Source organism: Streptomyces cyaneochromogenes (genome assembly GCF_003963535.1).
GTDB lineage: Bacteria > Actinomycetota > Actinomycetes > Streptomycetales > Streptomycetaceae > Streptomyces > Streptomyces shaanxiensis.
This window is the reverse complement of sequence record NZ_CP034539.1, coordinates 9715177-9738126: the sequence shown is the minus strand read 5'-3', so window position 1 is coordinate 9738126 and position 22950 is coordinate 9715177. Positions and strand designations below refer to the sequence as shown.

23 protein-coding genes are annotated in these 22950 nt (G+C 71.6%); 13 read left to right on the top strand and 10 right to left on the bottom strand.

The genetic code is table 11. From position 1 onward, the window contains the following. Positions 1 to 5: 5 nt before the first annotated feature. The 3 genes from EJ357_RS43710 to EJ357_RS43700 all read left to right on the top strand — a co-directional run bounded on the left by EJ357_RS43710 (position 6) and on the right by EJ357_RS43700 (position 2977). On the top strand, positions 6 to 1175 hold the full coding sequence (locus EJ357_RS43710) for an ABC transporter permease (RefSeq protein ID WP_126397808.1): 1170 nt from the start codon (positions 6 to 8) through the stop codon (positions 1173 to 1175). Continuing rightward, complete coding sequence (locus tag EJ357_RS43705; RefSeq protein ID WP_126397806.1) at positions 1172 to 2347, top strand: ABC transporter permease; 1176 nt, start codon at positions 1172 to 1174, stop codon at positions 2345 to 2347. The genes EJ357_RS43710 and EJ357_RS43705 overlap by 4 nt, the downstream gene beginning before the upstream one ends. A 129-nt stretch (positions 2348 to 2476) precedes the next feature. Beyond that, on the top strand, positions 2477 to 2977 hold the full coding sequence (locus EJ357_RS43700; RefSeq protein ID WP_228472792.1) for a hypothetical protein: 501 nt from the start codon (positions 2477 to 2479) through the stop codon (positions 2975 to 2977). A 110-nt stretch (positions 2978 to 3087) separates the two neighbouring features. On the opposite strand, the gene EJ357_RS43695 is transcribed toward EJ357_RS43700, so the two are convergent. The 3 genes from EJ357_RS43695 to EJ357_RS43685 are packed head-to-tail and all read right to left on the bottom strand — an operon-like array spanning position 3088 to position 7105. Beyond that, positions 3088 to 5457, bottom strand: a complete 2370-nt coding sequence (locus EJ357_RS43695) for a glycoside hydrolase family 65 protein (protein ID WP_126397804.1) — start codon at positions 5455 to 5457, stop codon at positions 3088 to 3090. An 11-nt stretch (positions 5458 to 5468) separates the two neighbouring features. Next, positions 5469 to 6227 carry an HAD family hydrolase gene (locus EJ357_RS43690; RefSeq protein WP_126397802.1) on the bottom strand — a complete coding sequence of 253 codons (759 nt, stop codon included), beginning with the start codon at positions 6225 to 6227 and terminating at the stop codon, positions 5469 to 5471. A 2-nt stretch (positions 6228 to 6229) separates the two neighbouring features. Continuing rightward, positions 6230 to 7105, bottom strand: coding sequence for a universal stress protein (locus tag EJ357_RS43685; protein ID WP_126397800.1), 876 nt, complete (start codon positions 7103 to 7105; stop codon positions 6230 to 6232). A 440-nt stretch (positions 7106 to 7545) separates the two neighbouring features. On the opposite strand from EJ357_RS43685, the gene EJ357_RS43680 reads away from it, so the two are divergent. From EJ357_RS43680 to EJ357_RS43665, 4 genes are all read left to right on the top strand, one after another. Next, the gene (locus tag EJ357_RS43680; RefSeq protein ID WP_126397798.1) at positions 7546 to 8202 is read left to right on the top strand and encodes a DUF4389 domain-containing protein; all 657 of its coding nucleotides are present in this window, start codon (positions 7546 to 7548) and stop codon (positions 8200 to 8202) included. After that, the gene (locus tag EJ357_RS43675; protein ID WP_126397796.1) at positions 8199 to 8576 is read left to right on the top strand and encodes a hypothetical protein; all 378 of its coding nucleotides are present in this window, start codon (positions 8199 to 8201) and stop codon (positions 8574 to 8576) included. The genes EJ357_RS43680 and EJ357_RS43675 overlap by 4 nt, the downstream gene beginning before the upstream one ends. Before the next feature lie 121 nt (positions 8577 to 8697). Beyond that, positions 8698 to 9204: a universal stress protein gene (locus EJ357_RS43670; RefSeq protein ID WP_175647745.1), complete on the top strand. Its 507-nt coding sequence runs from the start codon at positions 8698 to 8700 to the stop codon at positions 9202 to 9204. Positions 9205 to 9255: 51 nt separating this feature from the next. Further along, complete coding sequence (locus tag EJ357_RS43665) at positions 9256 to 9765, top strand: flavodoxin domain-containing protein (RefSeq protein ID WP_126397791.1); 510 nt, start codon at positions 9256 to 9258, stop codon at positions 9763 to 9765. 84 nt (positions 9766 to 9849) lie between these two features. On the opposite strand, the gene EJ357_RS43660 is transcribed toward EJ357_RS43665, so the two are convergent. Continuing rightward, positions 9850 to 10056 carry a hypothetical protein gene (locus EJ357_RS43660; RefSeq protein ID WP_126397789.1) on the bottom strand — a complete coding sequence of 69 codons (207 nt, stop codon included), beginning with the start codon at positions 10054 to 10056 and terminating at the stop codon, positions 9850 to 9852. A 281-nt stretch (positions 10057 to 10337) separates the two neighbouring features. After that, entirely contained in the window at positions 10338 to 10760 is a 423-nt protein-coding gene (locus EJ357_RS43655; RefSeq protein ID WP_126397787.1) for an Hsp20/alpha crystallin family protein, read from the bottom strand. Positions 10761 to 11371: 611 nt separating this feature from the next. Here EJ357_RS43655 and EJ357_RS43650 point away from each other — a divergent pair. The 6 genes from EJ357_RS43650 to EJ357_RS43625 all read left to right on the top strand — a co-directional run bounded on the left by EJ357_RS43650 (position 11372) and on the right by EJ357_RS43625 (position 17535). After that, the gene (locus EJ357_RS43650) at positions 11372 to 12265 is read left to right on the top strand and encodes a universal stress protein (RefSeq protein ID WP_126397785.1); all 894 of its coding nucleotides are present in this window, start codon (positions 11372 to 11374) and stop codon (positions 12263 to 12265) included. A 150-nt stretch (positions 12266 to 12415) separates the two neighbouring features. Further along, complete coding sequence (locus tag EJ357_RS43645) at positions 12416 to 12991, top strand: 2-oxoacid:acceptor oxidoreductase family protein (protein ID WP_126397783.1); 576 nt, start codon at positions 12416 to 12418, stop codon at positions 12989 to 12991. Then, positions 12975 to 14216, top strand: coding sequence for a pyruvate ferredoxin oxidoreductase (porA, locus tag EJ357_RS43640; RefSeq protein WP_126397781.1), 1242 nt, complete (start codon positions 12975 to 12977; stop codon positions 14214 to 14216). The genes EJ357_RS43645 and porA overlap by 17 nt, the downstream gene beginning before the upstream one ends. Then, entirely contained in the window at positions 14213 to 15220 is a 1008-nt protein-coding gene (locus EJ357_RS43635; protein ID WP_126397779.1) for a thiamine pyrophosphate-dependent enzyme, read from the top strand. The genes porA and EJ357_RS43635 overlap by 4 nt, the downstream gene beginning before the upstream one ends. After that, complete coding sequence (locus EJ357_RS43630) at positions 15217 to 16842, top strand: NAD(P)-binding protein (RefSeq protein ID WP_126397777.1); 1626 nt, start codon at positions 15217 to 15219, stop codon at positions 16840 to 16842. Before EJ357_RS43635 ends, EJ357_RS43630 begins: the two co-directional genes overlap by 4 nt. A gap of 405 nt (positions 16843 to 17247) precedes the next feature. Next, positions 17248 to 17535, top strand: a complete 288-nt coding sequence (locus tag EJ357_RS43625; protein WP_126397775.1) for a hypothetical protein — start codon at positions 17248 to 17250, stop codon at positions 17533 to 17535. 242 nt (positions 17536 to 17777) lie between these two features. Here EJ357_RS43625 and EJ357_RS43620 read toward each other — a convergent pair whose 3' ends face one another. The 5 genes from EJ357_RS43620 to EJ357_RS48705 form a co-directional block, all read right to left on the bottom strand. After that, on the bottom strand, positions 17778 to 18416 hold the full coding sequence (locus tag EJ357_RS43620) for a hypothetical protein (RefSeq protein ID WP_126397773.1): 639 nt from the start codon (positions 18414 to 18416) through the stop codon (positions 17778 to 17780). Between the two features lie 806 nt (positions 18417 to 19222). Next, a complete protein-coding gene (locus tag EJ357_RS43615; RefSeq protein WP_126397771.1) occupies positions 19223 to 20638 on the bottom strand; it encodes an NAD(P)(+) transhydrogenase (Re/Si-specific) subunit beta in 1416 nt (471 codons plus the stop codon). Between the two features lie 5 nt (positions 20639 to 20643). After that, on the bottom strand, positions 20644 to 20949 hold the full coding sequence (locus EJ357_RS43610; RefSeq protein WP_126397769.1) for an NAD(P) transhydrogenase subunit alpha: 306 nt from the start codon (positions 20947 to 20949) through the stop codon (positions 20644 to 20646). Continuing rightward, entirely contained in the window at positions 20946 to 22079 is a 1134-nt protein-coding gene (locus EJ357_RS43605) for an NAD(P) transhydrogenase subunit alpha (RefSeq protein WP_126397767.1), read from the bottom strand. The genes EJ357_RS43610 and EJ357_RS43605 overlap by 4 nt, the downstream gene beginning before the upstream one ends. A 451-nt stretch (positions 22080 to 22530) precedes the next feature. Then, positions 22531 to 22950, bottom strand: a complete 420-nt coding sequence (locus EJ357_RS48705; RefSeq protein WP_175647744.1) for a hypothetical protein — start codon at positions 22948 to 22950, stop codon at positions 22531 to 22533.

Here is a 22950-nt window from a genome sequence, read left to right as displayed (position 1 = left end):
TCCCGGTGCGTGTCGTACTCGCCATCGCGGCCAAGGACCTCAGGCAGCGGCTGCGCGACCGGTCGGCCTGGGTGATCGTGTTCCTCGCGCCGGTGCTGATCTCCGCCCTGATGGCCCTGGCGTTCAACAACAACGACGAGTTCCGCGCGAACCTCGGCGTCGTCGACCTGGACCGGGGTCCGGCCGCCGCCGGTCTCACCCGGGTGCTGAAGAGCCCGGAGCTCGAAGGCACGGTCCACGTACGGTCGTACGACTCCGAAGTGGCGGCACGGCGGGCGGTGGACGCGGGTGACGTGCACGCCGCGATCGTCGTGCCGAAGGGGTTCACCGAATCGCTGCACGGCGGCGGGGCCGAGCCGGTCAGGGTCCTGGACAGCGTCGACTACGGGCTCCAGGCGCAGCTCGCCGAGGCGGTCACCGAGTCGTACGTCGCCCAGGTCAACGCCGACCGGCTGTCGGTCGCGACGGCGGTGGCCGCGGGCGCCCAGGAGACGGACGTACCCGAACTCGCCGCGAAGGCCGCCCTGTTGAGGCTGCCGGAGGACGTCCGGGCACAAGGGCTGCCCGACGACCCGCTGAAGGTCATCAGCTACTTCGGGCCCAGCATGGGCATGTTCTTCGTGCTGTTCACCGTCGGCTTCGGGGCACGCGGCTACTTCATCGAGCAGCAGCAGGGCACCCTCGACCGGATCGCCGCCGCACCGGTCGGGCGCGGTGCACTGCTGATCGGCAAGTCGGTGTCGACGTTCGTCTACAGCCTGGCCGGGCTCGCCACCGTGACGGTCGTGTCCTGGCTCGCCTTCGACGCGAGTTGGGCCGACCCGGTCGGGGTCGCGGCGCTCAGCGTGGCGATGGCGGTGTGCGTGGTGTGTCTGACCGCGCTGGTCATCGCGCTCGTGCGGACCGAGCAGCAGGCCCAGGGGCTCGCCTCGATCCTGGTCTTCGCGCTCGTCCTGCTCGGCGGCAACTTCGTCTTCGCCTCCGGCACCACACCGGCGATCCGCACCCTCGCCCTGTTCACGCCCAACGGCTGGGCCCTGCGCGGCTTCACCGACCTGGGCACCGGAGTGCGCGGCTGGGAGGCCGTGGGTGCCCCGCTGCTCGGCATCGCCGCGTTCTCGCTGGTCGTGGTCGCGGTGACGGCACTGCTCCTGCGGGTGAGGAGGACGCCATGACAGCGCTCGCCGTGACCGGCGCGACCCTTGCGCGAGTACTGCGCGACCGCACGGCACTGTTCTTCATGGTTCTGCTGCCGGTCGCCATCATCGTCGTCATCGGGGTCACCGTCAGCGGCTTCGACCAGTTTCGGATCGGACTCGTCCCGGCCGCACAAGCCGGACCGGTGGCACGGGAGTTGACCTCGGACCTTCAGGAGGCACCCGGGCTTCGGACCCGCACGTACGACACCCCGGACGACGCGCGCACAGCGCTGCGGCGCGCCGAACTGGACGCGGTGGTCATGGTGCCGAACGGCCTCGATGCGGACGTACGGGCCGGGCGATCCGTGAGCGTGCCGGTGCTGGTGGAGCCCTCCGGCAGCGCCGGACACGGGGCCGTGTCCTCGGTGTCGGCCGTCGTGGCCGAGCACGCGGCACGTCTGCAGGCCGCCCGGTTCGCCAGTGACGAGACCGGCGGACCCTTCGACGACACCCTCGCGCTCGCCCGCACCGCCGAACGGACCGCGTCCCCCATCGTCGTCCGCAGCGAAACCGTCAACGGCCAGAGCGACTTCCTGCCCCTCGGCTACAGCTACAGCACACCGACCATGCTGGTGCTGTTCGTGTTCATCAACGCCCTGGCGGGCGGCGCGGCCATCGTGCAGACGCGCCGGACGGGGGTGTACGCCCGCGCGCTCGCGGCACCGGTCGCCGCCCGCACCCTGGTGTTCGGCGAGACGATCGCCTATCTGCTGCTGGCGGTCCTGCAGTCCCTGCTGATCGTCGGCATCGGGGCCCTGGCCTTCGACGTCGCCTGGGGCGATCCGCTCGCCGCGGGCGCGCTGGTCACCGTATGGGCGCTGGTGGGCACCGGCGCCGGTGTGCTGGCCGGGGCCCTGTTCCGGACGCCGGAGCAGGTGCACGCGATCGGCCCCGCCCTCGGCATCGGGCTCGGCATGCTGGGCGGCTGCATGTGGCCCCTGGCCCTGGTCCCCGACTGGCTGCGCAGCGCCGGACACGCGGTGCCGCACGCCTGGGCCGTCGACGCGTGGACGACGCTGCTGTCGCGGGACGGTGACCTGGCCGCGATCCTGCGCGACCTGGGGGTCCTGGCCGCCTTCGCCACCGCGCTCCTCACCCTCGCGTCCCTGTCGCTGCGACACCGGCTGACGACCAGCGCCGGGGCGTAGCCGTTATCCGTCAACGGCGGCCGATCGGCCCTCACGTGGGGCCGGTCGGCCCGAGCTTCGGACAACTCATGTGCGCTGTACTGGGGTCGAGGGACTGATTCGTTCCTCCTTCGCGAGAGGAGTCATGGCATGGCTACGTCACGCACGTTCCGTCGTGTCGCGCTCGTCGGCGCGGTGGCGGCCCTCGGAGCCTCGATGCCGGCGGCCGCGAGCGGCGGCGTCCGGGCGGACACTCCGGCCACCGTCACCTCGCTCGCCGGCACCCCGGCCCGCAGCGGGAGCCCGACGAGCACGGTCGACCGGGTCGCCGACTTCTACGGCGCCTACATCGACGTCCTGTTCGACTCCGGCCGCGGCCGGCTGGCCAACTCCCTGCGCGGCCACTACCTCACCGAGCAGCTGCGCAGCAGCCTGGCTCGCTGGGAGGCCGCCCACCACAGGGACGGCGTGCTGCGCGCCAAGGGCGTGCCGATCGCCTGGAAGGTGGTCTACAACGACAGCGGGATGGGGCACTGCTGGACCCGGGTCACCCTCACCTGGCAGGACACCGGGAACCAGGTGCACCGCACGCACTTGATGGTGCAGTCCGACCTGGCGACGCGGCTCATCTCGGGCATCAAGGCCGCCTAGGCCTGTTGGCGTTGCGTCGGCTGTCCGGCGCGTCCGTCACAGCCACGTCGGCCAGGAGCCAGTCGTACGCCACCGTCCCTCGTCTCCTGGCCGCCGCCCCCGGGTGACGGTCAGTCCGGGAGCTCCAGCCGAGCCGTCTCCCCAGGTTCGACGCTGACCGCGCGGTCCCGCAGCCGTACGTCGATCGCGGACGCGTCCGACGATGGGACGGCGATCTCCAGCTTCCCGCGCTCCAGACGGAGCCGCACGCCCCAGTGCCCCTGGTAGCGCAGGGAGAATCCGTACGAGGACAGTTCCGGCAGCGGCACGGGGTCGAGCCACAGGGCGCCGCCCCGGGTCTCCAGGCCGGTCAGCCCGCGCTGGACGAGGTCGAGGGTGCCGGCCATGGCGCCCAGGTGGATGCCCTCGCCGGTGGTGCCGCCCTGCACGTCGGCGATGTCGCCCTGGAGGGCCTCCTGGCAGAACTTCCAGGCCTCGCTGCGCCGGCACCGGGCCAGCACCCAGCCGTGCACCAGGCCGCTGAGGGTGGATCCGTGGCTGGTGCGGTGCATGTAGTAGTCGACAGTGCGCCGCCAGGTCTCCTCGTCCAGGCGGAGGCTCAACCGGTCGAACAGGCCCCGCAGTTCGGTCGGCGAGAAAAGGTAGCCGAGCATCAGGACGTCGGCCTGCTTGGAGGCCTTGTAGCGGTTGACGGTGTCGCCCTCCGCCTCCAGGATCCGGTCCAGCCGCCGGATGTCGCCGTAGCGCTGCCGGTGCTCCTCCCAGGGAAGCTCGGCGAGCTCGTCGTACCCCGCGAACTGGCTGATGACGCCGTCGTGGAAGGGCACATGGAGGGTGCGGGAAACGTCCTCCCACAGTTCGAGTTCGCCCCCGTCGAGTCCATTGCGCTCGACGAGTTCACGGCGGCGGGGCTCTGGCAGGCCGCCCAGCAGCTCCAGCGTGCGGGTGAGCACCCACGCGGCCGTGACGTTGGTATACGCGTTGTCGTCGAGGCCGGGTGTGGCCGCGCCGGGATAGGCGTCGTGGTACTCGTCGGGGCCGACCACGCCCTTGATGCGGTGACGGCCCAGGGTGTCGTCGTAGACGGCCTTGTCCGCCCAGAAGCGGGCGATCTGCAGCAGTATCTCGGCGCCCTTGGTGTGCAGGAACTCCGTGTCGCCGCTCGCCTCGCAGTACTGCCACACGTTGTACGCGATCGCCGAGCCGACGTGGTACTGGAGGCGGGAGTGGTCGGGCAGCCAACGTCCCGAGCGCGGGTTGAGATGGAGCTGCTGGGTCTCCTCACGGCCGTCGCTACCGCTCTGCCACGGGTAGAGGGCGCCCCTGTGCCCCGCAGCGAGCGCGGCGGTTCGGGCCTGTTCGAGGCGCCGGTGGCGGTAGCGCAGGAGGGCGCGGGAGACCTCCGGGAAGTGCAGGTTGAGGAAGGGCAGGACGAACAGCTCGTCCCAGAAGACATGGCCGCGGTAGGCCTCGCCGTGCAGTCCCCGGGCGGGCACACCGACATCGAGGTCGGCGGTGTGCGGCGAGAGGGTCTGGAGCACATGGAAGAGGTGCAGCCGCAGGATGCGGCCCGACTCGCCCGCGACGTCGAGTTCGGCTCGACGCCAGAGCTGGTCCCAGGCCGTGAGATGGGTTTCGAGCAGGTCGTCGAAGCCGGGGGCCCTGCCCACCCGGTCCACGGCGGCGTACAGCGGGTCACTGATCGCGGGGTCGCGGGAGGTGTGCAGGGCGACGACCTTGTCCACGGTGGCGGTGCGGCCCTCCGCCAGGTCCAGACAGGTGTGCTGGGTCGTGCGCGGGCTCTTGTTCCGGATCGTGACGGGCGGGTCGGCGGTCAGCCGGGCGGCCATGCCGATCCGGACGTCCGAGGTACGGGTGCGGCAGCGCAGCCAGACGGTGTCCGGGGCGGATCTCCCCGCATGGACATGGGTGAGGTGATGGCCGTCCAGGTCGCGGTAGCGCGGAACACCGGCATTGGTGACGGCGCCGTCGAGCAACGCCTCGACCTCCAGTTCGCCGGAGAAGCCCTCGGCGGTGAACTCGGTGCGCAGCGCGGCCAGATGAGGGTCGGACATGTGGACGATCCGCTGCTGACGCACCGCCAGCACCCGTCCCTCGCCGAGGTCGTAGCGGGTGCGCCGTTCGAGCATGCCCGAGGCCAGACGCAGATCCAGACGGTGGGTGAGCACCGGGGCGGTGTCGGGGGTGAGCCACTGGCCGTCGCGCAGACGGAAGCGCAGCGGCAGCCAGTTCGGGACGTTCACCATGTCCTCGTTCTCGACCCGGCGGCCCGCCACGTCGGAGCTGAGCCGGTTGTAGAGGCCCGCGATGTATGTGCCCGGGTAGTGGATCTCGTCGGCCGCGCACTCCGGCAGCGCGCCCCGGGTGGCGAAGTAGCCGTTGCCGAGGGTGCACAGAGATTCCCTCAGGCGCTGGTGCGCGGGCTCGTAGCCCTCGTACTCCCAGGTCCAGCCCGTCACTTCGACGCTCCTCACACCAGCAGTTCCGTCAGATCCCGTACGACGATGTCGGCGCCGTGCCGCCGCAGCCTCTCCCGCGAGTCCCCGGCGGCGGCCCGGTCCACGCCGACGACGAGGGCGAACCCTCCGTGCCGTCCGGCCTCCACGCCGGCCAGGGCGTCCTCCACGACGGCGGCGCGGCCGGCCGGGACGCCGAGCCGGTCGACCGCGGTGAGGAACAGGTCGGGCCGTGGCTTGCCCGCCAACCCCAGCCGCGCGGCCTCGCCGCCGTCCACGAGTACGTCGAAGAGGTCCAGGACCCCGGCCCGGGTGAGCAATTCCCCGGCGTGCCGGGAGGCCGAGGCCGCCGCCAGGGGGACCCGCGCCCCGCACAGCGCCCGCACCAGCCGCACCGTTCCTGGGTACGCGTCCACACCGTGCTCACGCAGCCGCTCGGTGAACAGTCGCTCCTTGGCGGCGGCGACGTCGCGCACCTTCTCGTCCGACGGATCGATACCGCGCGAGGCGAGAAAGGCGGCGGCCCCGTCGAGGCGGGACTTGCCGTCCACGAACCGGAGGTAGTCGTCCCGGGCGTCGAACGGGCGTCGCTGCTCAGGATCCGCCGGCGGATGCGCGCGAAGGAACTCGTCGAACGCCGTCTTCCACGCGGCCGCGTGGACTCGGGCCGAGTCGGTGATCACGCCGTCGGTGTCGAAGACGACGGCTCGGATGTCCCGTAGGACGGGTGCGAGTGCGTTCGGGGACGTCGTCGGGGTGCGGGGGTGCTCCATGGTCACTCCGGTTGTGGTACGACGGCCACGGGGCAGGAGGCATGGTGCAGCAGCGTGTGCCCCACCCGGCCCAGCTGAAGCCCGGAGTGGCCGGACCGGCGTCGCGCTCCGATGACGACGAGGTCGGCGGCCGCCGACCGGCGCAGGAGCACCCGGTGGGCCGGTCCCTCCACCGTGTCGCGACGCACCGGCACGCCCGGGTGGGCCGCGATCGGGTCGTGGAGCACCGCGTCGAGCAGGGCGGACGCCCGTTCCTGCTGGTGGTGGGCGGGATCTCCGGTGCTCAGGTGGTGGTCGACCGACTCGTGGGCGGGAACACGCCAGGCCCGCACGACGTCGACCTTGCATCGGCGTGCCTCGGCTTCGCGGAAGGCGAATCGCGTCGCCTCACCGGCGGTCGAGGGGTCGGCCGCGCCGAGCAGGATCCGCTGGTGGGTGCCGGCCAGGCCCGCCTTGTCGCCGCGGACCACGATCACCGGTCCGTGGGCGCGAGCCGCCACGGCCAGGCCGACCGATCCCAGGAGCAGGCCGGCGAACTCACCGCGGCCGCGTGATCCGGTCACCACGGCGAAGGCGTGATGGGCTTCGCCCACCAGCGCGTTCGTCGCCTCGTCGGGGACCACGTCGGCCGAGACCTTCACCTCGGGGTTGCGTCGACGGGCGCGTTCGGCCGCGGTGCCGACGATGTTCTCCGCCATGACGCGCTCGGGCGGACGTTCCGCTCCGGCGGAGGGCACATTGCCCTCGTACCGCTCCCACAAAGACGCGTACAACAGGCGCAGCGGCAGACCGTGGCAGGCCGCCTCGTCCACGGCCCAGTCGACCGCGCTGAGACTCGGCTCCGATCCGTCCACGCCTACGACCAGGGGCGACTCCATGGCGCCCACCGCCTTTCGTCGGGCCGCAGTGGGATGCGGCGCGGGTCCCACTCCACCCTTGCACTGCGGACCCGGGGGCAGCAGGGGCGAGTCGGCCCCGCCCGGGGCCATTGGGCCCAACCCGCGGGTGCCGGAGGGAGCAGCGGTGCGGGAGAGACGCCCGGCTGCCCCGCAAACCCGCGGCGGTGAGGGCCGATCGACCCCGGTGGCCTGCCCGAGCAGCCCCTGGGACGGCACGCACGTGGCGTGAACGCTGGAGGTGAACGCCTGGAGGGTCGTCAGGACCGAGATCCACCGCGCGTCGACCCGGCCCTCGGGGGGGCCGGGCACACCCCGAGGAGGGCAGCGACGATTCCCCACTTCACTTCATCGGCGACCGCGACGATCACCGGCGCGCCACCGCTCGTGATCACCACTCCGCCTGGAAGGGATGATCGACCATGGCCACGGAAGCACTGCACCCTGTCCACCCCGCCCGGCTGACCGCGACGCTCGACCCGCAGCTGTCGCGTTGGCTCTGGCTGGTGAAGTGGCTGCTCGCCCTGCCCCACTTCGTCGTCCTCGCCTTCCTGTGGGTGGCGTTCGTCGTCGCGAGCGTGGTGGCGTTCTTCGCCGTCCTGTTCACCGGGCGCTATCCGCGTGCGCTGTTCGACTTCAACGCCGGCGTGCTGCGCTGGAGTTGGCGGTTGGCGTACTACGCGTACGGTGCCCTCGGCACCGACCGGTACCCGCCGTTCACGCTCGCCGACGTGCCCGACTACCCGACTCACTGGGACGTGGCGTACCCCGAGCAGCTGTCCCGAGGCCTGGTCCTGGTGAAGTGGTGGCTGCTGGCGATCCCCCACTACCTGGTGCTGGGGTTCTTCCTCGGCGGCGCCCGGCTGGTCTGGTTCTCGGGCGGGCTCATCGGCTTGCTCACCCTGTTCGCCGGCGTCTGCCTGGCCGCTACCGCCCGCTACCCGCGCGGCATCTTCGATCTGGTCATCGGCCTCAACCGGTGGGCCCTGCGGGTGGCCGCCTACGCGGCCCTTCTCACCGACGTGTACCCGCCGTTCCGGCTCGACCAGGGTGGCGACGAACCGGAGCCCCTGCCATGATCACTGCTCTGGTCTCGGCGTTCCTGTTCGTGCACGGCCTGATCCATCTGACCGTCTGGCTGCCCCATGACAGCACCGAGCAGCCGTTCAACCCCCGGCACTCGTGGGCCCTCGCCTCCGCGGGACTGCCCCAGGCGCGGGTCGTGAGCCAAGCGGCCATCGCCCTCGCTTCCATCACGGCCATGCTCTACGTCATCGCAGGCGCGGCCACCGCGGCGCAGAGCAGCGGCTGGACGGCCGCCGCGGTCCTCGCGGCCTCCGTGGGCCTGGTACTGAAGGCCCTGTGGTTCAACCCCTGGCTGTCGCTGGGCGTGCTCCTCGACGCGGGCGTCATCGCCGCCGTGGCGACGAGCTGGCCGGGGTCGCTGTACTGAGCCCCTGCTGTGCCGGTCATCGGCAAGGGACCGTTCGGCACGGGCCCGGAGCCGCTCGGCCCACGCGTGGCCCGCCCGGTTCGGGAGAGGGTGGCAGCAGAGGCCATCCATGGAGGCAGCCATGAGCGAACACGCCGACGGAATCGTGGTGGGCGTCGACGGCTCCGAGGCGTCCGTGGCCGCGCTGCGCTGGGCGGCGGAGCAGGCACGGGTCCTCGGCACGCCGGTCGTCGCCGTGCACGCCTGGGAAACGGGCACGGCCGGGTTCGCGCCCTACGCGCCGACATCGGCCCGTCCGACGATCGCGGAGCAGCGCGAGCGGGCCGCCGAGGTCCTCGCCTCGGCCGTACGGCAGGCCTTCGGCCCCCGCGTCGGCCCCGGCCTGCGTGCCGTCGTGACGGAGGGGCCGCCCGCACAAGTACTTCTGCGGTACGCGCGCGGCGCTCTGCTACTGGCCCTCGGGCGCAGGGCCCACGGGCAGTGGGAGCTCCCGGCGGTCGGCACGGTCGGCCGCGAGTGCCTGCGGCACGCCACGGTCCCCGTGGTGACGGTGCCCGCACCCGACGGGCAGGCGGCACGGCTCAGCCCGGTCGGCGCCACTGCCCAGGTACGGACCGGAGCCGCGTGACGGGGCGGCGCGGGGCCGCCCTGTGGGACCGCCCCTGACGAGGTGAACACCATGTATGTTCTGGTGGGTTACGCGACCGCACACGGATCGACCCGTGGTGTCGCCGAGCGGCTGGCCGCCGGCCTCGGCCGCGCCGGGCTGCAGACCGACGTGCGGCCCCTAGACGTCGTCGACGACGCCGACGCGTACGGCGCATTCGTCCTCGGCAGCGCCGTGCACAACCAGAGCTGGCTCGACCCCGCCAAGGAGTTCGTGAGCGACAACCTGGAGCTGCTCGGCCCCCGCCCCGTATGGCTCTTCAGCGTCGGAATGCCGGGGGCGCTGCGCGGGCCGTGGAAGCGACTGGGCCCGATGGAGGCCCCGGTGGTCGTCCGGAGCCTGCCCGCGGATCTGTCGTACCGGGATCATCGGCTGTTCTCCGGCGTCATCCGCGCTTCCCAGCTGCCGCTCGGCGGACGGATCCGGTTCCGTCTGTTGGGCGGCCGGTACGGCGACTTCCGCGACTGGGACGCCATCGACAGCTGGGCTGCCGAGATCGCCGGAGAACTGCTCCGCACATGACGGCTCACCCATGACGACTCCCCGCCATGCGGGCGGCGAGGAGTCGAGGCGTGACCTATCCGCTACCCCTGCGGGCCTAGTGCCTCAGCAGCGGACGGACGGGCGGTGGTCAGCAGTCTCGGTCCGGTGCGGGGCCCGCGTCGGCGAGGCCGCCGGCCGGTGCGCCCGGCGGTTCAGCCGACGCAACGCGAGCGCGTCGAACAGCGCGGCCAGAGCGAAGGTCACCCCCATCGCAACGAACAGCAGGAGCGTGAACCGCTCCCAGAACTCCGGCGTGAGACTCGTGCCCACGGTCCTCGCCCCCTCGGGTCGGCTTCGTTCCCCTTCACTTCCAGCCAACTCCGATACGGCTCCTGGCGCATGAGCCGGGTGTCCCGAACGGAGGGCTGGAGCGGCCCTTGCCAAGACGGCATCCGCCCTCACTCGGTCCCCCTGGAAGCCGACTGACTCCGGGACGTACAGAACTTGCTGCCGGTTACCGTCCCGCCGGGGGGGCGCGAAAAGAGGCGTGTCCGTGGCCGGGTGACCAGCCGGCCACGGACACGCTGTGCGGCTTCCGCGCGCAACGGCGCTCAGGCGTGCCGCACGGGGATGGTCCTGGTGCCCGCCTTCGCCTCCGGCACCGGAACCGTGATGGTCAGGACACCGTCCTTGTAGTCCGCGGTCGCCCCGTCGCCCTTGGCTCCGGCCGGCAGCCGGACGGAACGGGTGAACGTGCCGTAACGGAACTCCGTGTGGTGCTTCTCCTTGGTCTCCTCGGTGCGCTCGGCCCGCAGCGTGAGCACGCCTTCCGTGATGGTGATCTCGACGTCCTTGGCCGGGTCGATGCCCGGAAGCTCGGCCCGCAGCACGTACGTCCCGTCCGTCAGGCGCTCCTCGATGCGGATGCCGTGCGTCCCCGGAACGGTGTGGACCGTGGGGAGCCCGCCCTCTACCCAGCCGAACAGGTCGGGGAGCGTGGGCCAGCCGGGCAGCCGCTCGATCATGCCGCTCATGTCGCCCTCCTCTTTTCTCCACCCACTTCCAGCGTGCCGCGGCGAGGCGGGGCGCGCCTGGGCCGACCGGCCCCGTGGGAGACCCGATCGGCCCCTGTCGGCCGGTCGTCTTCTTCGACCAGTTCGCCGGCGTCCAGGTGCGGTCGCCGACCGGGTCGTAGTCGCGGCCGGGATCTGCGGCACGTTCTTGGTGAGCCCGGTGGACACGGGACGCGTCGCCACGCGTCGCTCGGCGGGACCGTGCGCGGACACACGATTCGTCGGCGCCGGGAGTGGGTTGCACCGCCACCCCCGGGCCCGCGGGCACGCGCGGACGACGCGTCCTCGCCGTCGGCCGGCACCGGCTCGCGCGCTCGCGCAGCGGTACCGCCGCCCATGCCGGGCACAGCACTGTTCGGTGAAGGCTCGTCAGGGTCTTCACCGTCACGGGCATGCACCGGGCGGTCACTCACCGCGCCCCGGTCGTCGTACCGCACGGACAGCGCCAAAGGGCCGTTCGGCCCAGGACGAGGCCGCACCGGCCCCTGCCGGGGCGGGTCCCCGCACAGCGATCCTGGCAGTGAAGAGACCGCACACCTACGTGCGGGCGCCGAGCCGGGGAGGTGTTGGCCGTGCTTCGCCCCGTTGTGGTGGGACTGGACGGTTCCCGTGAAAGCCTCGCTGCCGCCGACTGGGCGGCCAGGGAGGCGCTCAGGCGCGGTCTGCCAGTGCGCCTGGTGCACGCGTGGGAGGGCGGCATGGCGCCCGACGAATCGGAGCTGCCCGAGCTGGAGGCGCCTCGCTACTGGGCGCGGCGGATCCTGCGCGGTGCCATGGACCGGCTCAACGAGCGCTATCCGCAGGTGTACTTGAGCGCGGAGCAGATCTCCAAGCAGGCGGCCGACGCTCTGGTCGCGGCAGGTGACGAGGCCGAGCTGCTGGTCCTCGGTAGCCGCGCGTTCAGCGGCTTCGGCGGCTTCCTGGCCGGTTCCGTGGCGCTGGCGACGGTCGCCCGTGCGACGCGGCCCGCCGTGCTTGTCCGGGCGGATCAGACCCTTGAGGACGAGCACGAGCCGGACGCGGAGGGCAGGCCGTCGGCGCACACGCCGTACCGTCCTGTCGTGGTCGGCGTGGACCCGGCTCAGCCGTGCGAGGAACTGCTCGCCTTCGCCTTCGAGAGCGCGACGCTGCGTGCCGCGCCCCTGCGAGTGGTGCACACGTGGCAGCTGCCGTACGTGCCTCACGCGCTGGAGGCGAAGGCGCGCCGGGACGTACAGGCGGGTGCCGAGCGAGTACTGGACTCCGTTCTCGGACCGTGGCGGGAGAAGTACCCCGCGGTGGAGGTCACCGAATTGGTCGAGGAGGGCCGTCCGGCACAGCACCTGCTGCACGCCACTCGGGACGCCGGTCTGCTGGCCGTCGGCCGCAGGATCCGCCCGACGAGGATCGGCATCCACACCGGTCCCGTCGCGCACGCGGTGATGCACCACGTCCGGTGCCCGGTCGCGATCGTGCCGCACGAGTGAGTCTTCCGTCCCGGTACCGGCGCCAGGGGCCGGACCGCCGGCGGCCGGCATTCGTGCCCGTCGGCCCATCGCTCGGGACGTTCGGCCCCTGAGGCGCCCGCCCGTCGCAGCGGTACGACAGGGGCAAGACCCGCAAGGGAGGAGGGTGCCGTGTTCCAGGTACGTATCCACGGGCGTGGCGGCCAGGGCGCCGTCACGGCAGCGGAGTTGCTGTCGGTGGCGGCCTTCCTCGAGGGCCGGTACGCACAGGCGTTCCCGAGTTTCGGTTCGGAGCGGACGGGGGCGCCGGTCATGGCGTTCTGCCGGATCGACGAACGGCCGATCCGCGTCCGGGAGCCGGTCACCCGGCCCGATGCGCTGGTGATCCAGGACGCGACGCTGCTGCATCAGGTGAACATCTTCGAGGGACTCGGCCCCGCCGGCTCCGTACTGATCAACTCACCCAGTGAACCGGCCGAGTTGGGTCTCACGGCACTCACCGGCCCGGTCCTCACCGTCCCGGCCACCGCCCTCGCCGTACGCCACTTCGGCCGCCCGGTCCCGAACATCGTCCTGCTCGGCGGCCTCGCCGCCCTCACCGGATGCGTCGCGATCGACTCGCTGACGGCCGCCGTACGGGAGCGCTTCGCGGGCGATCTGGGCGCCGCCAACGCGGCAGCGGCCAGGGAGGCTTACGACCACGTCGAGGCTCAGCGTCAGGAGCGCACCCATGCTCAAGCAGACTGAAGGCTCCCGCGCGGTCGCGGAGACCGTCGCGTACTGCCGCCCCGAAGTGATCGCCGCCTACCCCATCTCCCCGCAGACGCACATCGTCGAGGAGCTCAGCAGACTGGTGAAGTCCGGCGCGCTGAAGCCCTGCGAGTACGTCAACGTCGAGTCGGAGTTCGCCGCGATGTCCCTGTGCATCGGGGCCTCGGCGGCGGGCGCCCGTGCCTACACGGCCACCGCGAGCCAGGGCCTGCTCTACATGGTGGAGGCCCTCTACAACGCCTCCGGGCTCGGCCTGCCCATCGTGATGACGGTGGCCAACCGGGCGATCGGCGCGCCCATCAACATCTGGAACGACCACAGCGACGCCATGTCCCAGCGCGACTCGGGCTGGATCCAGCTGTACGCGCGCGACAATCAGGAGGCCGCCGACCTGCATCCGCAGGCGTTCCGGCTGGCCGAGGAGCTGTCGCTGCCGGTGATGGTGTGCATGGACGGCTTCGTGCTGACGCACGCCTGGGAGCGCATCGAGGTGCCGGAGCAACGGCAGGTCGACGCGTTCCTGCCACCGTACGAACCGCGGCAGGTCCTGGACCCGGACGAGCCGGTGTCGATCGGCGCGATGGTCGGCCCGGAGGCGTTCACCGAGGTGCGCTACCTCGCCCATGCCAAGCAGATGCAGGCGCTGGAGGCGATCCCCCGCGTCGCCGAGGACTTCCGGCGTGTCTTCGGACGTGCCTCCGGCGGGCTGGTCCAGCCGTACCTCTGTGAGGACGCCGAGACGATCGTCGTGGCCCTCGGGTCGGTGCTCGGCACGATCTGCGACGTCGTCGACGAGATGCGGGGGCGCGGGGTACGGATCGGAGCGCTGGGGATCACGTCCTTCCGGCCGTTCCCGCTGGATGCGGTACGGAAGGTGCTCGGCGGGGCGCGGCAGGTCGTGGTGCTGGAGCGGGCGCTCGCCGTCGGGATCGGCGGCATCGTCTCGGCGAACGTGCGGACCGCGCTGTCCGGGATCCAGCTCGACGGCCGCACCGTGATCGCCGGGCTCGGCGGGCGGGCAATCACCAAGGCGTCGCTGCACCGGCTGTTCGACGACGCGATCGCCGGGCGGTTGGAGCCTCTGACTTTCCTGGACCTCGACACCGGGCTGGTGGAGCGGGAGTTGGCGCGGATGGCACGGACCCGACGGTCCGGGCCGTCGGCCGAGAACATCCTGCGTGATGTGGGGAGCAACCGATGAGTGCCGCACAGCAGGTGAATTTCTACCAGGTCGGCACCTTCGCCGCCGGGAACCGGCTGCTGGGCCCGGAGTTGCAGTCCGACCAGTCCGACCCGGCGCGGGCGAACGCACTGACCAGCGGCCACCGCGCCTGCCAGGGCTGTGGCGAGGCGCTCGGCGCCCGTTACGTCCTGGACGCGGCGCAGCGGGCGGCCGGCGGCAAGGTGATCGCGGTCAACGCGACTGGCTGCCTGGAGGTGTTCTCCACACCGTACCCGGAGACGTCCTGGCAACTGCCGTGGCTGCACTCCCTGTTCGGGAACGCGCCCGCCGTCGCGGCCGGGGTCGCGGCGGCGCTGCGGGCCAAGGGACGCACAGACGTCCGGGTGGTGGGGCAGGGCGGCGACGGCGGGTCGGTGGACATCGGCTTCGGCTGTCTGTCGGGCATGTTCGAGCGGGGCGACGACGTCCTGTACGTCTGTTACGACAACGAGGCGTACATGAACACCGGCGTCCAGCGCTCCGGCGCCACTCCCCCGGCCGCGCGCACGGCCACCACCCAGGCGGTCGGCGAGGAACCCGGCGCGGCCTTCGGGCAGGGCAAGAGCCTCCCGCTGATCGCGATGGCGCACGAGATCCCGTACGTCGCCACGGCCACCGTCGCCGGACTGCGCGACCTGGAGGCCAAGGTGCACCGGGCGATGGGCATGCGTGGCGCCCGCTATCTGCACGTCCTCGTGCCCTGCCCGCTGGGCTGGGGCACGGCGTCCTGCGACACGGTGCGCATCGCGCGGCTCGCCGAACAGAGCGGTCTGTTCCCGGTGTTCGAGGCCGAGCACGGCGAGGTCACCGACGTCACGCCGATCCGGCGCCGGGTGCCGGTCGAGGAGTATCTGCGCCCGCAGAAGCGGTACGCGCACCTCTTCGAGCCCGAACCGCACACGGACGTCATCGCCCGCATCCAGCGGACCGCCGACCGCAACATCGCCCGCTTCGGACTGCAGGCCGAGGAGGCCGTGCCGTGAAGGAGAAGCCGTTCGCGATCACCCTGGACGTGGGTTCCAGTCTGGCCAACCGGACCGGAGCCTGGCGCACCGAGCGTCCCGAGTACGTCCACCGGCTGCCGCCCTGCAACCAGGCGTGCCCGGCCGGGGAGAACATCCAGCAGTGGCTGTTCCACGCGGAGAGCGGCGACTACGAGTCCGCCTGGCGGCAGTTGATGCGGGACAACCCGCTGCCCGCCGTCATGGGCCGCGTCTGCTACCACCCGTGCGAGACCGCCTGCAACCGCGTCCAGGTCGACAACGCCGTGGGGATCAACGCCGTCGAACGCTTCCTGGGAGACGAGGCGATCAAGCGCGGCTGGAGGGTGGACGCTCCGCGGGTGTCCTCCCGGAAGCATGTACTGGTCGTCGGCAGTGGCCCCGCCGGTCTGTCGGCCGCGTACCACCTCCGTTGCCTCGGCCACGAGGTGACGATCCATGAGGCACAGGAGCGCCCGGGCGGCATGATGCGCTACGGCATCCCGCGCTACCGGCTGCCCCGGGAAGTCCTGGACGCGGAGATCGACCGCATCCTGGCGATGGGTGTCACGCTGAACTGCGGCACCCGCGTCGACGACGTGCCGGCCGCCCGGGAGCATGGCGGCTTCGACGCCGTGTTCCTGGCCGTGGGCGCCGGAATCGGCAGGCGTACCTACATCCCCGCGGGCGACAGCGCGCACATCCTCGACGCGGTCGCGCTGCTGGGGAGCATGGAGGGTGAGGGTCCTCCGCTGCTGGGCCGTACGGTCGCCGTCTACGGTGGCGGCAACACGGCCATGGACGCGGCACGCACCGCGCGCAGGCTGGGCGCGACCGACGCCGTGGTGGTCTACCGGCGCACCCGTGACCGGATGCCCGCGCACGACGAGGAGGTCGAGGAGGCGCTGGAGGAGGGCGTGCGGCTGAAGTGGCTGTCCACCATCAAGCATGCCGACGGCGGCCGTCTCACGATCGAGCGGATGCGGCTCGACGAGACGGGATTTCCGCAGCCCACGGGCGAGTTCGAGGAACTGGACGCCGACACGGTGGTGCTGGCCCTGGGGCAGGACTCCGATCTGACGCTGCTGAAGGGCTTGCCGGAGCTGACGGTGGACCGCGGTGTGGTCCAGGTCGCCGACGGGCTGATGACCGGGCATCCGGGGATTTTCGCCGGGGGCGACATGGTGCCTGCCGAGCGCACGGTCACGGTGGCCGTGGGGCACGGGAAGAGGGCGGCGCGGCACATCGACGCGTATCTGCGGGGGACTTCGTACGAGCCCGGGGCCAAGCACGCTCCGGCCGCCTTCGACCGGCTCAACACGTGGTACTACTCCGACGCGCCGGCGTCGGTGCGGCCCCGGCTCGAACTGGCCCGCCGCGTCTCGACGTTCGACGAGGTGGTGCAGGGGCTCGACGAGTCCACCGCGCTGTTCGAGGCCCGGCGCTGCATGTCGTGCGGGAACTGCTTCGAGTGCGACAACTGCTACGGCGTCTGCCCGGACAACGCGATCACCAAGCTGGGGCCGGGCAAGGGGTTCGCGATCGACCTGGACTACTGCAAGGGGTGCGGGCTGTGTGTCGCCGAGTGCCCGTCCGGTTCGATGGAGATGGTGCCGGAGGAGTGACCGGATCCGCATAACCACAGCAGCAGTGCACGTGGCGGCAGCTATGCCTCTGCCCCGCCGGGCAGCCGGGTGTGACTCCGTCGAGGTCGCTATAGCTGTCGATGTCCTTGCCGGTCGGTGTCCTTGCCGAGGGCCCGGCCCGCTGGGAGGGCGAGGGCCACGGTAGCGATGGGGACGGGGATGCTGTGCCGCCGGAACACGGAGTGGAGTGGATCATCCCTGGTCCCCCCCGTGGCGACGGGTACGGCGGACGGCAAGGCACGAGGGCCGCCTCACCATGCCCACGCGAGCGGGGAACATTTCAGGCCTGCGCAACGCTGACACTTATACCCCACAGGGTATTCGAGCCCGAGGTGACGTCCGCCGGGGCGGCCGTCACCGACCCGACGCAGGAGCGTGAGGAAGATGGAGAAGGCAGGACGTGACCGGCCCCCACCGGCCGGGGGCACCTCTCTCGTCACAACCTGCGGGCGTCGGATCGCCGTGCGGTGCCTGCGACTGGCACCTGCTGATCCGCCCATCAGCCGGGTCGCCCTGGACGTGGGCCGGGATCAAGGCGGCGAACCGGGAGTGTGGGCGGCGCTCACCACCGACGAGGCACGCGATCTGGCCCGCCTGCTCCTGCTGCACGCCGGCCTGGCCGAGCGGAGCACCGAGTCCAGGGAGCCGCCGAGCTCCCCGTCGGTACCGTGAGTCGTCTCAGGTATGGATGATCTGACCTCCGGACACCGCCGGTGAGATACCCGCGCCGGTGACGCCACGTCGCCGCGGGTACCTGTGGGTCCGCGCTACGCCAACCCCGCATTCCGCCGGACCCGCTCACTACGGTGGTCCTCCATCTCGGTGGCCTGATCGGCTTGTTCTCCCGATCGCCGCGACTTGGGGAGGCATCGCCCCCAGAAGCCGCGGGCTGACTCCGGCGGTCTCGTCACGCGTCATGCTTCCGCGCCGACTCGCGTACGCAGGTTGTGGAACTGGCGGGTCTGCATGATGAAGTGCCCGGGCTCCCCCAGCAGCAGGTCGAAGGGCCGGGTGAGCGGACGTGGGTGGCTCTGGCCGCGTGTGCGGACCACCAGGCGGGTACCGCCGTCGGCGGTCGGCAGCAGGTGGAAGCCCCAGATCCCGTCCATGCGCGCCTGCGGCTGAACATCCCACTGCGGATCGAAGGAGTGGCCGGAGGGCAGGCGCAGGTCCGAGCGCAGCACCAGGGTCCGGTTCGGCTCCAGGCGGGCCACGGTGAACCAGGCCTGGCCGTCCCGTGTCGCCTTCAGGCGTTGTCCCTCCTCCAGTTGCTGCCACTCGGGCGTGATGCGGTCCGCACTGGGTTCCCCATAGTGGTCCAGGAGGTCCCAGCTGTACCAGCCTGCGCGGTCGTATCCCATCTGCACCAGCCAGGGCCAGACCTTCTCGGGTGGTGCCGGGAGGGTGGTGGCCATGGTCGAGATGCTGTCGGCGTTGGGGAAGAGTTCGTCGCCGGGGTAGGCACGGGTGGTCTCGTCGTGTGCCGCCCCCCAGGTCAGCAGCCTCGGCCGCAGCCTCAGCACGTAGAGCGCCAGCGCTGCGGAGGCCGCCATGAAGGGGAGCAGACGAGATACAGGTCGCCGTCGGCATGATTGCTGCTCGGACATCGTGTCCTCCCTCGTCGCCGGAAGCGGGCCTCGTGTCGACGGGTCTCGAAGGCGTGCGGCCGGAGGCCGGTGCGCGGGGATGGACGGACCGCGCACCGGTGGTCGTACGGAGGCCGGCGAAGTACTGGGGTGCGGCGATCCTCGATACGGGCGACCGGGGACTTCTCGGAGCCGGCGACCGGCACTTCGGGCGACCGCTCCTCTGCGTGAGCCTGTCGTTCTCTACCGGCATACCAGGCACGAGGCGGCCGCCGCGAGGGCCGTTGGGACCTCCCGGAGGGCCGGTCGGCCCTCCGGGAGCTCCCAACGGCCCGGCGATCAGCTCGCCTGCGCCACAGGGCGGGCCACGCGACGATCCGACAACCGCCGTCGTCGGGATTCCCCGGGTACCCGGTTCGGCGCAGGCGCGGGTGTGCCGGTCGGCGATCCAGTCGTACTCGGCCCGGTCGGCGAAGTAGCCCATGGCGACCACGATCCCGCGCAGACGTCCGACGCCGAGGTGACCGCGCCGTGCTGCTCGCCCGAACGCCCAGCCCGCCTCCGCGCCCCGTGCCCGCTCGCCCCGCAACCGGTCCGTCGCCGGAGTGTTGAACCACGTCGGCCTCGGCACGCTGCTGCTCGAGGTGCTCACCGTGAACGAGGACGACGGCCGCGCCCACGTCCGTCGCGTCTCGGGCCGAGCCGCCCGATGCCACCTGGGCAGACGGCTGCCGGGGCCGTCCGGCGGGACGGCCCCGGCGCGACCAGGCGGATCAGCCGACGAACTCGCCCACGGCCGCCTTCAGTTCAGCGAGTCCCTTCTTCGCGTCGGAGAAAAGCATCCCGGTTTTCGGGTCGGCGTAGAGCTCGTTGTCGATGCCCGCGTAACCGTGGCCCATCGAGCGCTTGATCACGACGACGCTCCTGGCCTTGTCGACGTCCAGGATCGGCATGCCCGAGATGGCGTTGCCGGGCTTGCGGGCGATCGGATTGGTCACGTCGTTCGCGCCGATGACGAGCGCGACATCCGCCTGCGGGAACTCGGGGTTGACGTCGTCCATCTCCTTCAGCTGGGTGTACGGCACGTTGGCCTCGGCCAGCAGGACATTCATGTGCCCGGGCATCCGACCCGCGACCGGATGGACGGCGTAGCTGACATCGACGCCGTGGTCGGTGAGCAGGTTGGCCAGGTCGCCGAGTTCGTGCTGGGCCTGGGCGGCGGCGAGGCCGTAGCCCGGCACGAAGACGACCTTTCCGGCGTAGGCCAGCTGGATCGCCACGTCGTCCGCGGAGACCGACCGCACCTGCGCCGGTGCCCCGGAGCCGGTCGCCGCAGGCACGCTGTCGCCGGTGCCGAAGCCGCCGATCACGATGTTGGCGATCGAGCGGTTCATGGCGTCGGCCATCAGCTTGGTGAGGATGCCACCCGAGGCGCTGACCAGCATGCCCGCGATGATCAGCGCGGCCTCGTCCAGGACGAAGCCCGCCATCGCCACCGCCGACCCCGTGAAGGCGTTGAGCAGGGCGATGACCACCGGCATGTCGGCGCCGCCGATCGGCAGCACCATCGTCACGCCGAAGATCAGGGCCACGCCCACCAGCCCGTACAGCGCCACAGGGGAGTCGGGTGACAGGACCAGCCAGACAGTGCCGGCGACGAACGAGACCGGCAGCAGCACATTGAGCAGCCGCGCCCCCGGGAACACCACCGGCGCGCCGGACACCACGCCCTGCAGTTTGCCCGCCGCGATCAGCGAACCGGAGAAGGTGACCGCACCGATGACGATGTCGAGTGCGCCCGGGAGCGAGACCCGTGCTCCCAGCAGCGCCGCCTCTTCGGTTTGAAGCAAGTCGTCGACCGCGATGAGAGCGGCTGCCCCACCGCCGACCGCGTTGAAAAAACTGACCAGTTGAGGCATCGCTGTCATCTGCACCTCACGCGCGGCCCACAGGCCGAGTGCGGCACCGATCACACCGCCCGTCACCAGCACCAGCCACCCGGTGCCGCTGATCACGCCCTCGTCTGCCACGAGCCACACTGTGGCGCCGAGCGCGACGGCCATCGCGCCGGCCGAGAGGGCGTTGCCTCGGCGGGCGGTGCGCGGGTGGTTCATCAGGTGCAGGCCGAGCACGAAGCAGGCTGATGCGGCGAGGAAGACGTAGTGGACGGCGTCGGAGACGTTGTCCATGGCAGTCACACCTTCTTCTCGGTGGTCGGCCTGGCCTTGAACATCTCCAGCATCCGGTCGGTGACGACGTAGCCGCCGACGACGTTCATCGCGCCGAACACCATGGCCACGAAGGCGAGGACGTAGCCGAGCCAGGTATGGGACTCGGCGGCGATCAACATGGCTCCGATGACGACGATCCCGTGCACCGAGTTGGAGCCGGACATCAGCGGGGTGTGCAGCGTTGCCGGGACCTTGCCGATGACCTCGATTCCGACGAGGACGCTCAGGACGAACACGGTGATCGCGGTGAGGAGATCGAGATTGTTCATGAGGGTTCTCCTCCCTTCCATGGATTTGCTCCCATGAGCGCGGCCGTGATCTCGTCGGCCGGGTCGAGCACGATCTCGCCGTCGCGCACGAGGTGGCGCAGGACGGCGACGAGGTTGCGGGCGTACGCGGTGGACGCGGCGGTCGCCATGGCGGACGGCAGGCGTCCGGCGCCGATGAGGGTGACGCCGTTGTCGAGGACTTCGGTCTTGTCGGGTTCGGTGCCCTCGACGTTGCCGCCCAGGTCGCTCGCCGCGAGGTCGACGACGACCGAACCGGGCATCATCCGCGCGATCACGGCCGCGGTGACCAGCAACGGCGGCTTGCGGCCCGGTACTTGGGCCGTGGTGATGACGATGTCGCTGCGGGCGATGTGCGTATCGAGAGCCTCGCGCTGGGCCCGCTGCTCCTCGTCGGTCAACTCGCGTGCGTATCCGCCCTGTCCGGCGCCCGATCCCCCGTCCGGCGGGCGCGCCGTGTCCAGGAATCGGGCGCCGAGCGACTCCACCTCCCCTCGGGACTCGGGCCGTACGTCGTACGCCGTGACGACGGCGCCGAGGCGGCGGGCGGTGGCGATCGCCTGGAGCCCGGCCACTCCGGCACCGAGGACGAGGACCTGCGCCGGGCGCATGGTGCCCGCCGCGGTGGTCAGCATCGGGAGGAACCGGTCGTAGGAGTCGGCCGCGAGCAGTGCCGCCTTGTAGCCGGCGACGTTGGCCTGGGAGGTCAGCGCGTCCATGGACTGTGCGCGGCTGAGGGTGCGGGGCAGCAGATCCAGGCTCACCGTGCGGATGCCGCGTTCGGTCAGGTCCCGGACGAGCGCCGGGTGACGCATCGGTTCGAGCAGGCCGATCAGCGTCTGCCCGGAGCGCAGTGCGGTGGCGGTCTCCTCGTCGGGCGGGCCCACGCACAGGACGGCGTCCGCGTGCGCGTACAGCTCGTCGGGGGACACGACACTCGCGCCAACGGCCGTGTAGTCAGCGTCGGTGAACCAGGCACCGGATCCGGCTCCGGCCTCGATCAGGACGTCGAGTCCGGCCCGGCGCAGAAGGGTGACGGCCTCGGGGACGAGGGCGACGCGGCGTTCGCCGGGCGCCCGTTCCCGTACGGCTCCCACGGTGGCGGTTGGCATGGTCTGCTGCCTCTCCCTGTGGCCCTGGGGTGTCCGGGCCGTCAGAACTCGAAGACGAGCCGTGCCTCGGCCCGTCCGCCGAGGACCTCGTCGAAGGAGCCGTTGACCTGCTCCAGGCGCGGCGGCTCGGCGACCCGGGCAGCCGAGCGCGTCGTACAGATCGGCGTCCGGACTGGACGAACATCACCGGTCCCCCGTGGGCGGCGCGCAGGGCGGCGATGGCCTCGCGCGCCGCCTCGGTGACGGTGACGCGCCTGCCCCCAGCAGTTCCCGGAACAGCGGGAGCACCGGGGCGAGCGGATGACCTGGCCGGTAGGAGGCCAACTCCTCGGCGCTGCGGGTGAACTCCGGCAGACCGCTTGCGTCGGCCGTACACCACCGGCGGCGCACCGCTGCCACGAGTCGGCCACCAGGCGCCCCACGCCTGGCGGCGGTGTGCGGTGCGGCGACGTCACGAACCGTTCGTGCGCGGCGCGCAGCGCGGACGCCGAGGGGGCGTCGTAAGCGTCCATGGCACCTCCTGCGTGCCTTCGTTCTGTACGGCCCCACGACCCTCACCCGCGCAGGACAAGGAACCCCAGAGGCCGATCGGCCCCTGCGGCAGGGACTGTTGGACTTCCGTCCCGGGCGAAGCCCGGTTCCCATCTCGCTGCCGGGACCGGGTCAGGGCCGGGAGACGAGAGTGCGACGGTTGTGGTCGACGTGCCGCGCGATCGCGACCAGTCAGTCCGATGACGCCCAATGCCGCGAGGGGCACCAGGATGATCCCGACCATCGAGAAGGTCACCGCGAGGCCCAGGAAGGCGAGCACCACGGCGAGCGCGTACAGCACGGTCTCCTCCGTGAACAGGAACAGACGCCGGAAGTTCAT

Bases quoted from the DNA above. Each gene is read 5' to 3' on its own strand.
- EJ357_RS48705 (WP_175647744.1), bottom strand. From the start codon at position 22,950: ATGAACTTCCGGCGTCTGTTCCTGTTCACGGAGGAGACCGTGCTGTAC.
- EJ357_RS43610 (WP_126397769.1), bottom strand. From the start codon at position 20,949: ATGAACAATCTCGATCTCCTCACCGCGATCACCGTGTTCGTCCTGAGC.
- EJ357_RS43670 (WP_175647745.1), top strand. From the start codon at position 8,698: ATGAGCGAACACGCCGACGGAATCGTGGTGGGCGTCGACGGCTCCGAG.
- EJ357_RS43620 (WP_126397773.1), bottom strand. From the start codon at position 18,416: ATGGCGGCCTCCGCAGCGCTGGCGCTCTACGTGCTGAGGCTGCGGCCG.
- EJ357_RS43665 (WP_126397791.1), top strand. From the start codon at position 9,256: ATGTATGTTCTGGTGGGTTACGCGACCGCACACGGATCGACCCGTGGT.
- EJ357_RS43685 (WP_126397800.1), bottom strand. From the start codon at position 7,105: ATGGAGTCGCCCCTGGTCGTAGGCGTGGACGGATCGGAGCCGAGTCTC.
- EJ357_RS43605 (WP_126397767.1), bottom strand. From the start codon at position 22,079: ATGCCAACCGCCACCGTGGGAGCCGTACGGGAACGGGCGCCCGGCGAA.
- EJ357_RS43680 (WP_126397798.1), top strand. From the start codon at position 7,546: ATGGCCACGGAAGCACTGCACCCTGTCCACCCCGCCCGGCTGACCGCG.
- EJ357_RS43635 (WP_126397779.1), top strand. From the start codon at position 14,213: ATGAGTGCCGCACAGCAGGTGAATTTCTACCAGGTCGGCACCTTCGCC.
- EJ357_RS43690 (WP_126397802.1), bottom strand. From the start codon at position 6,227: ATGGAGCACCCCCGCACCCCGACGACGTCCCCGAACGCACTCGCACCC.
- EJ357_RS43615 (WP_126397771.1), bottom strand. From the start codon at position 20,638: ATGGACAACGTCTCCGACGCCGTCCACTACGTCTTCCTCGCCGCATCA.
- EJ357_RS43675 (WP_126397796.1), top strand. From the start codon at position 8,199: ATGATCACTGCTCTGGTCTCGGCGTTCCTGTTCGTGCACGGCCTGATC.
- EJ357_RS43655 (WP_126397787.1), bottom strand. From the start codon at position 10,760: ATGAGCGGCATGATCGAGCGGCTGCCCGGCTGGCCCACGCTCCCCGAC.
- EJ357_RS43705 (WP_126397806.1), top strand. From the start codon at position 1,172: ATGACAGCGCTCGCCGTGACCGGCGCGACCCTTGCGCGAGTACTGCGC.
- porA (WP_126397781.1), top strand. From the start codon at position 12,975: ATGCTCAAGCAGACTGAAGGCTCCCGCGCGGTCGCGGAGACCGTCGCG.
- EJ357_RS43625 (WP_126397775.1), top strand. From the start codon at position 17,248: ATGGAGAAGGCAGGACGTGACCGGCCCCCACCGGCCGGGGGCACCTCT.
- EJ357_RS43700 (WP_228472792.1), top strand. From the start codon at position 2,477: ATGGCTACGTCACGCACGTTCCGTCGTGTCGCGCTCGTCGGCGCGGTG.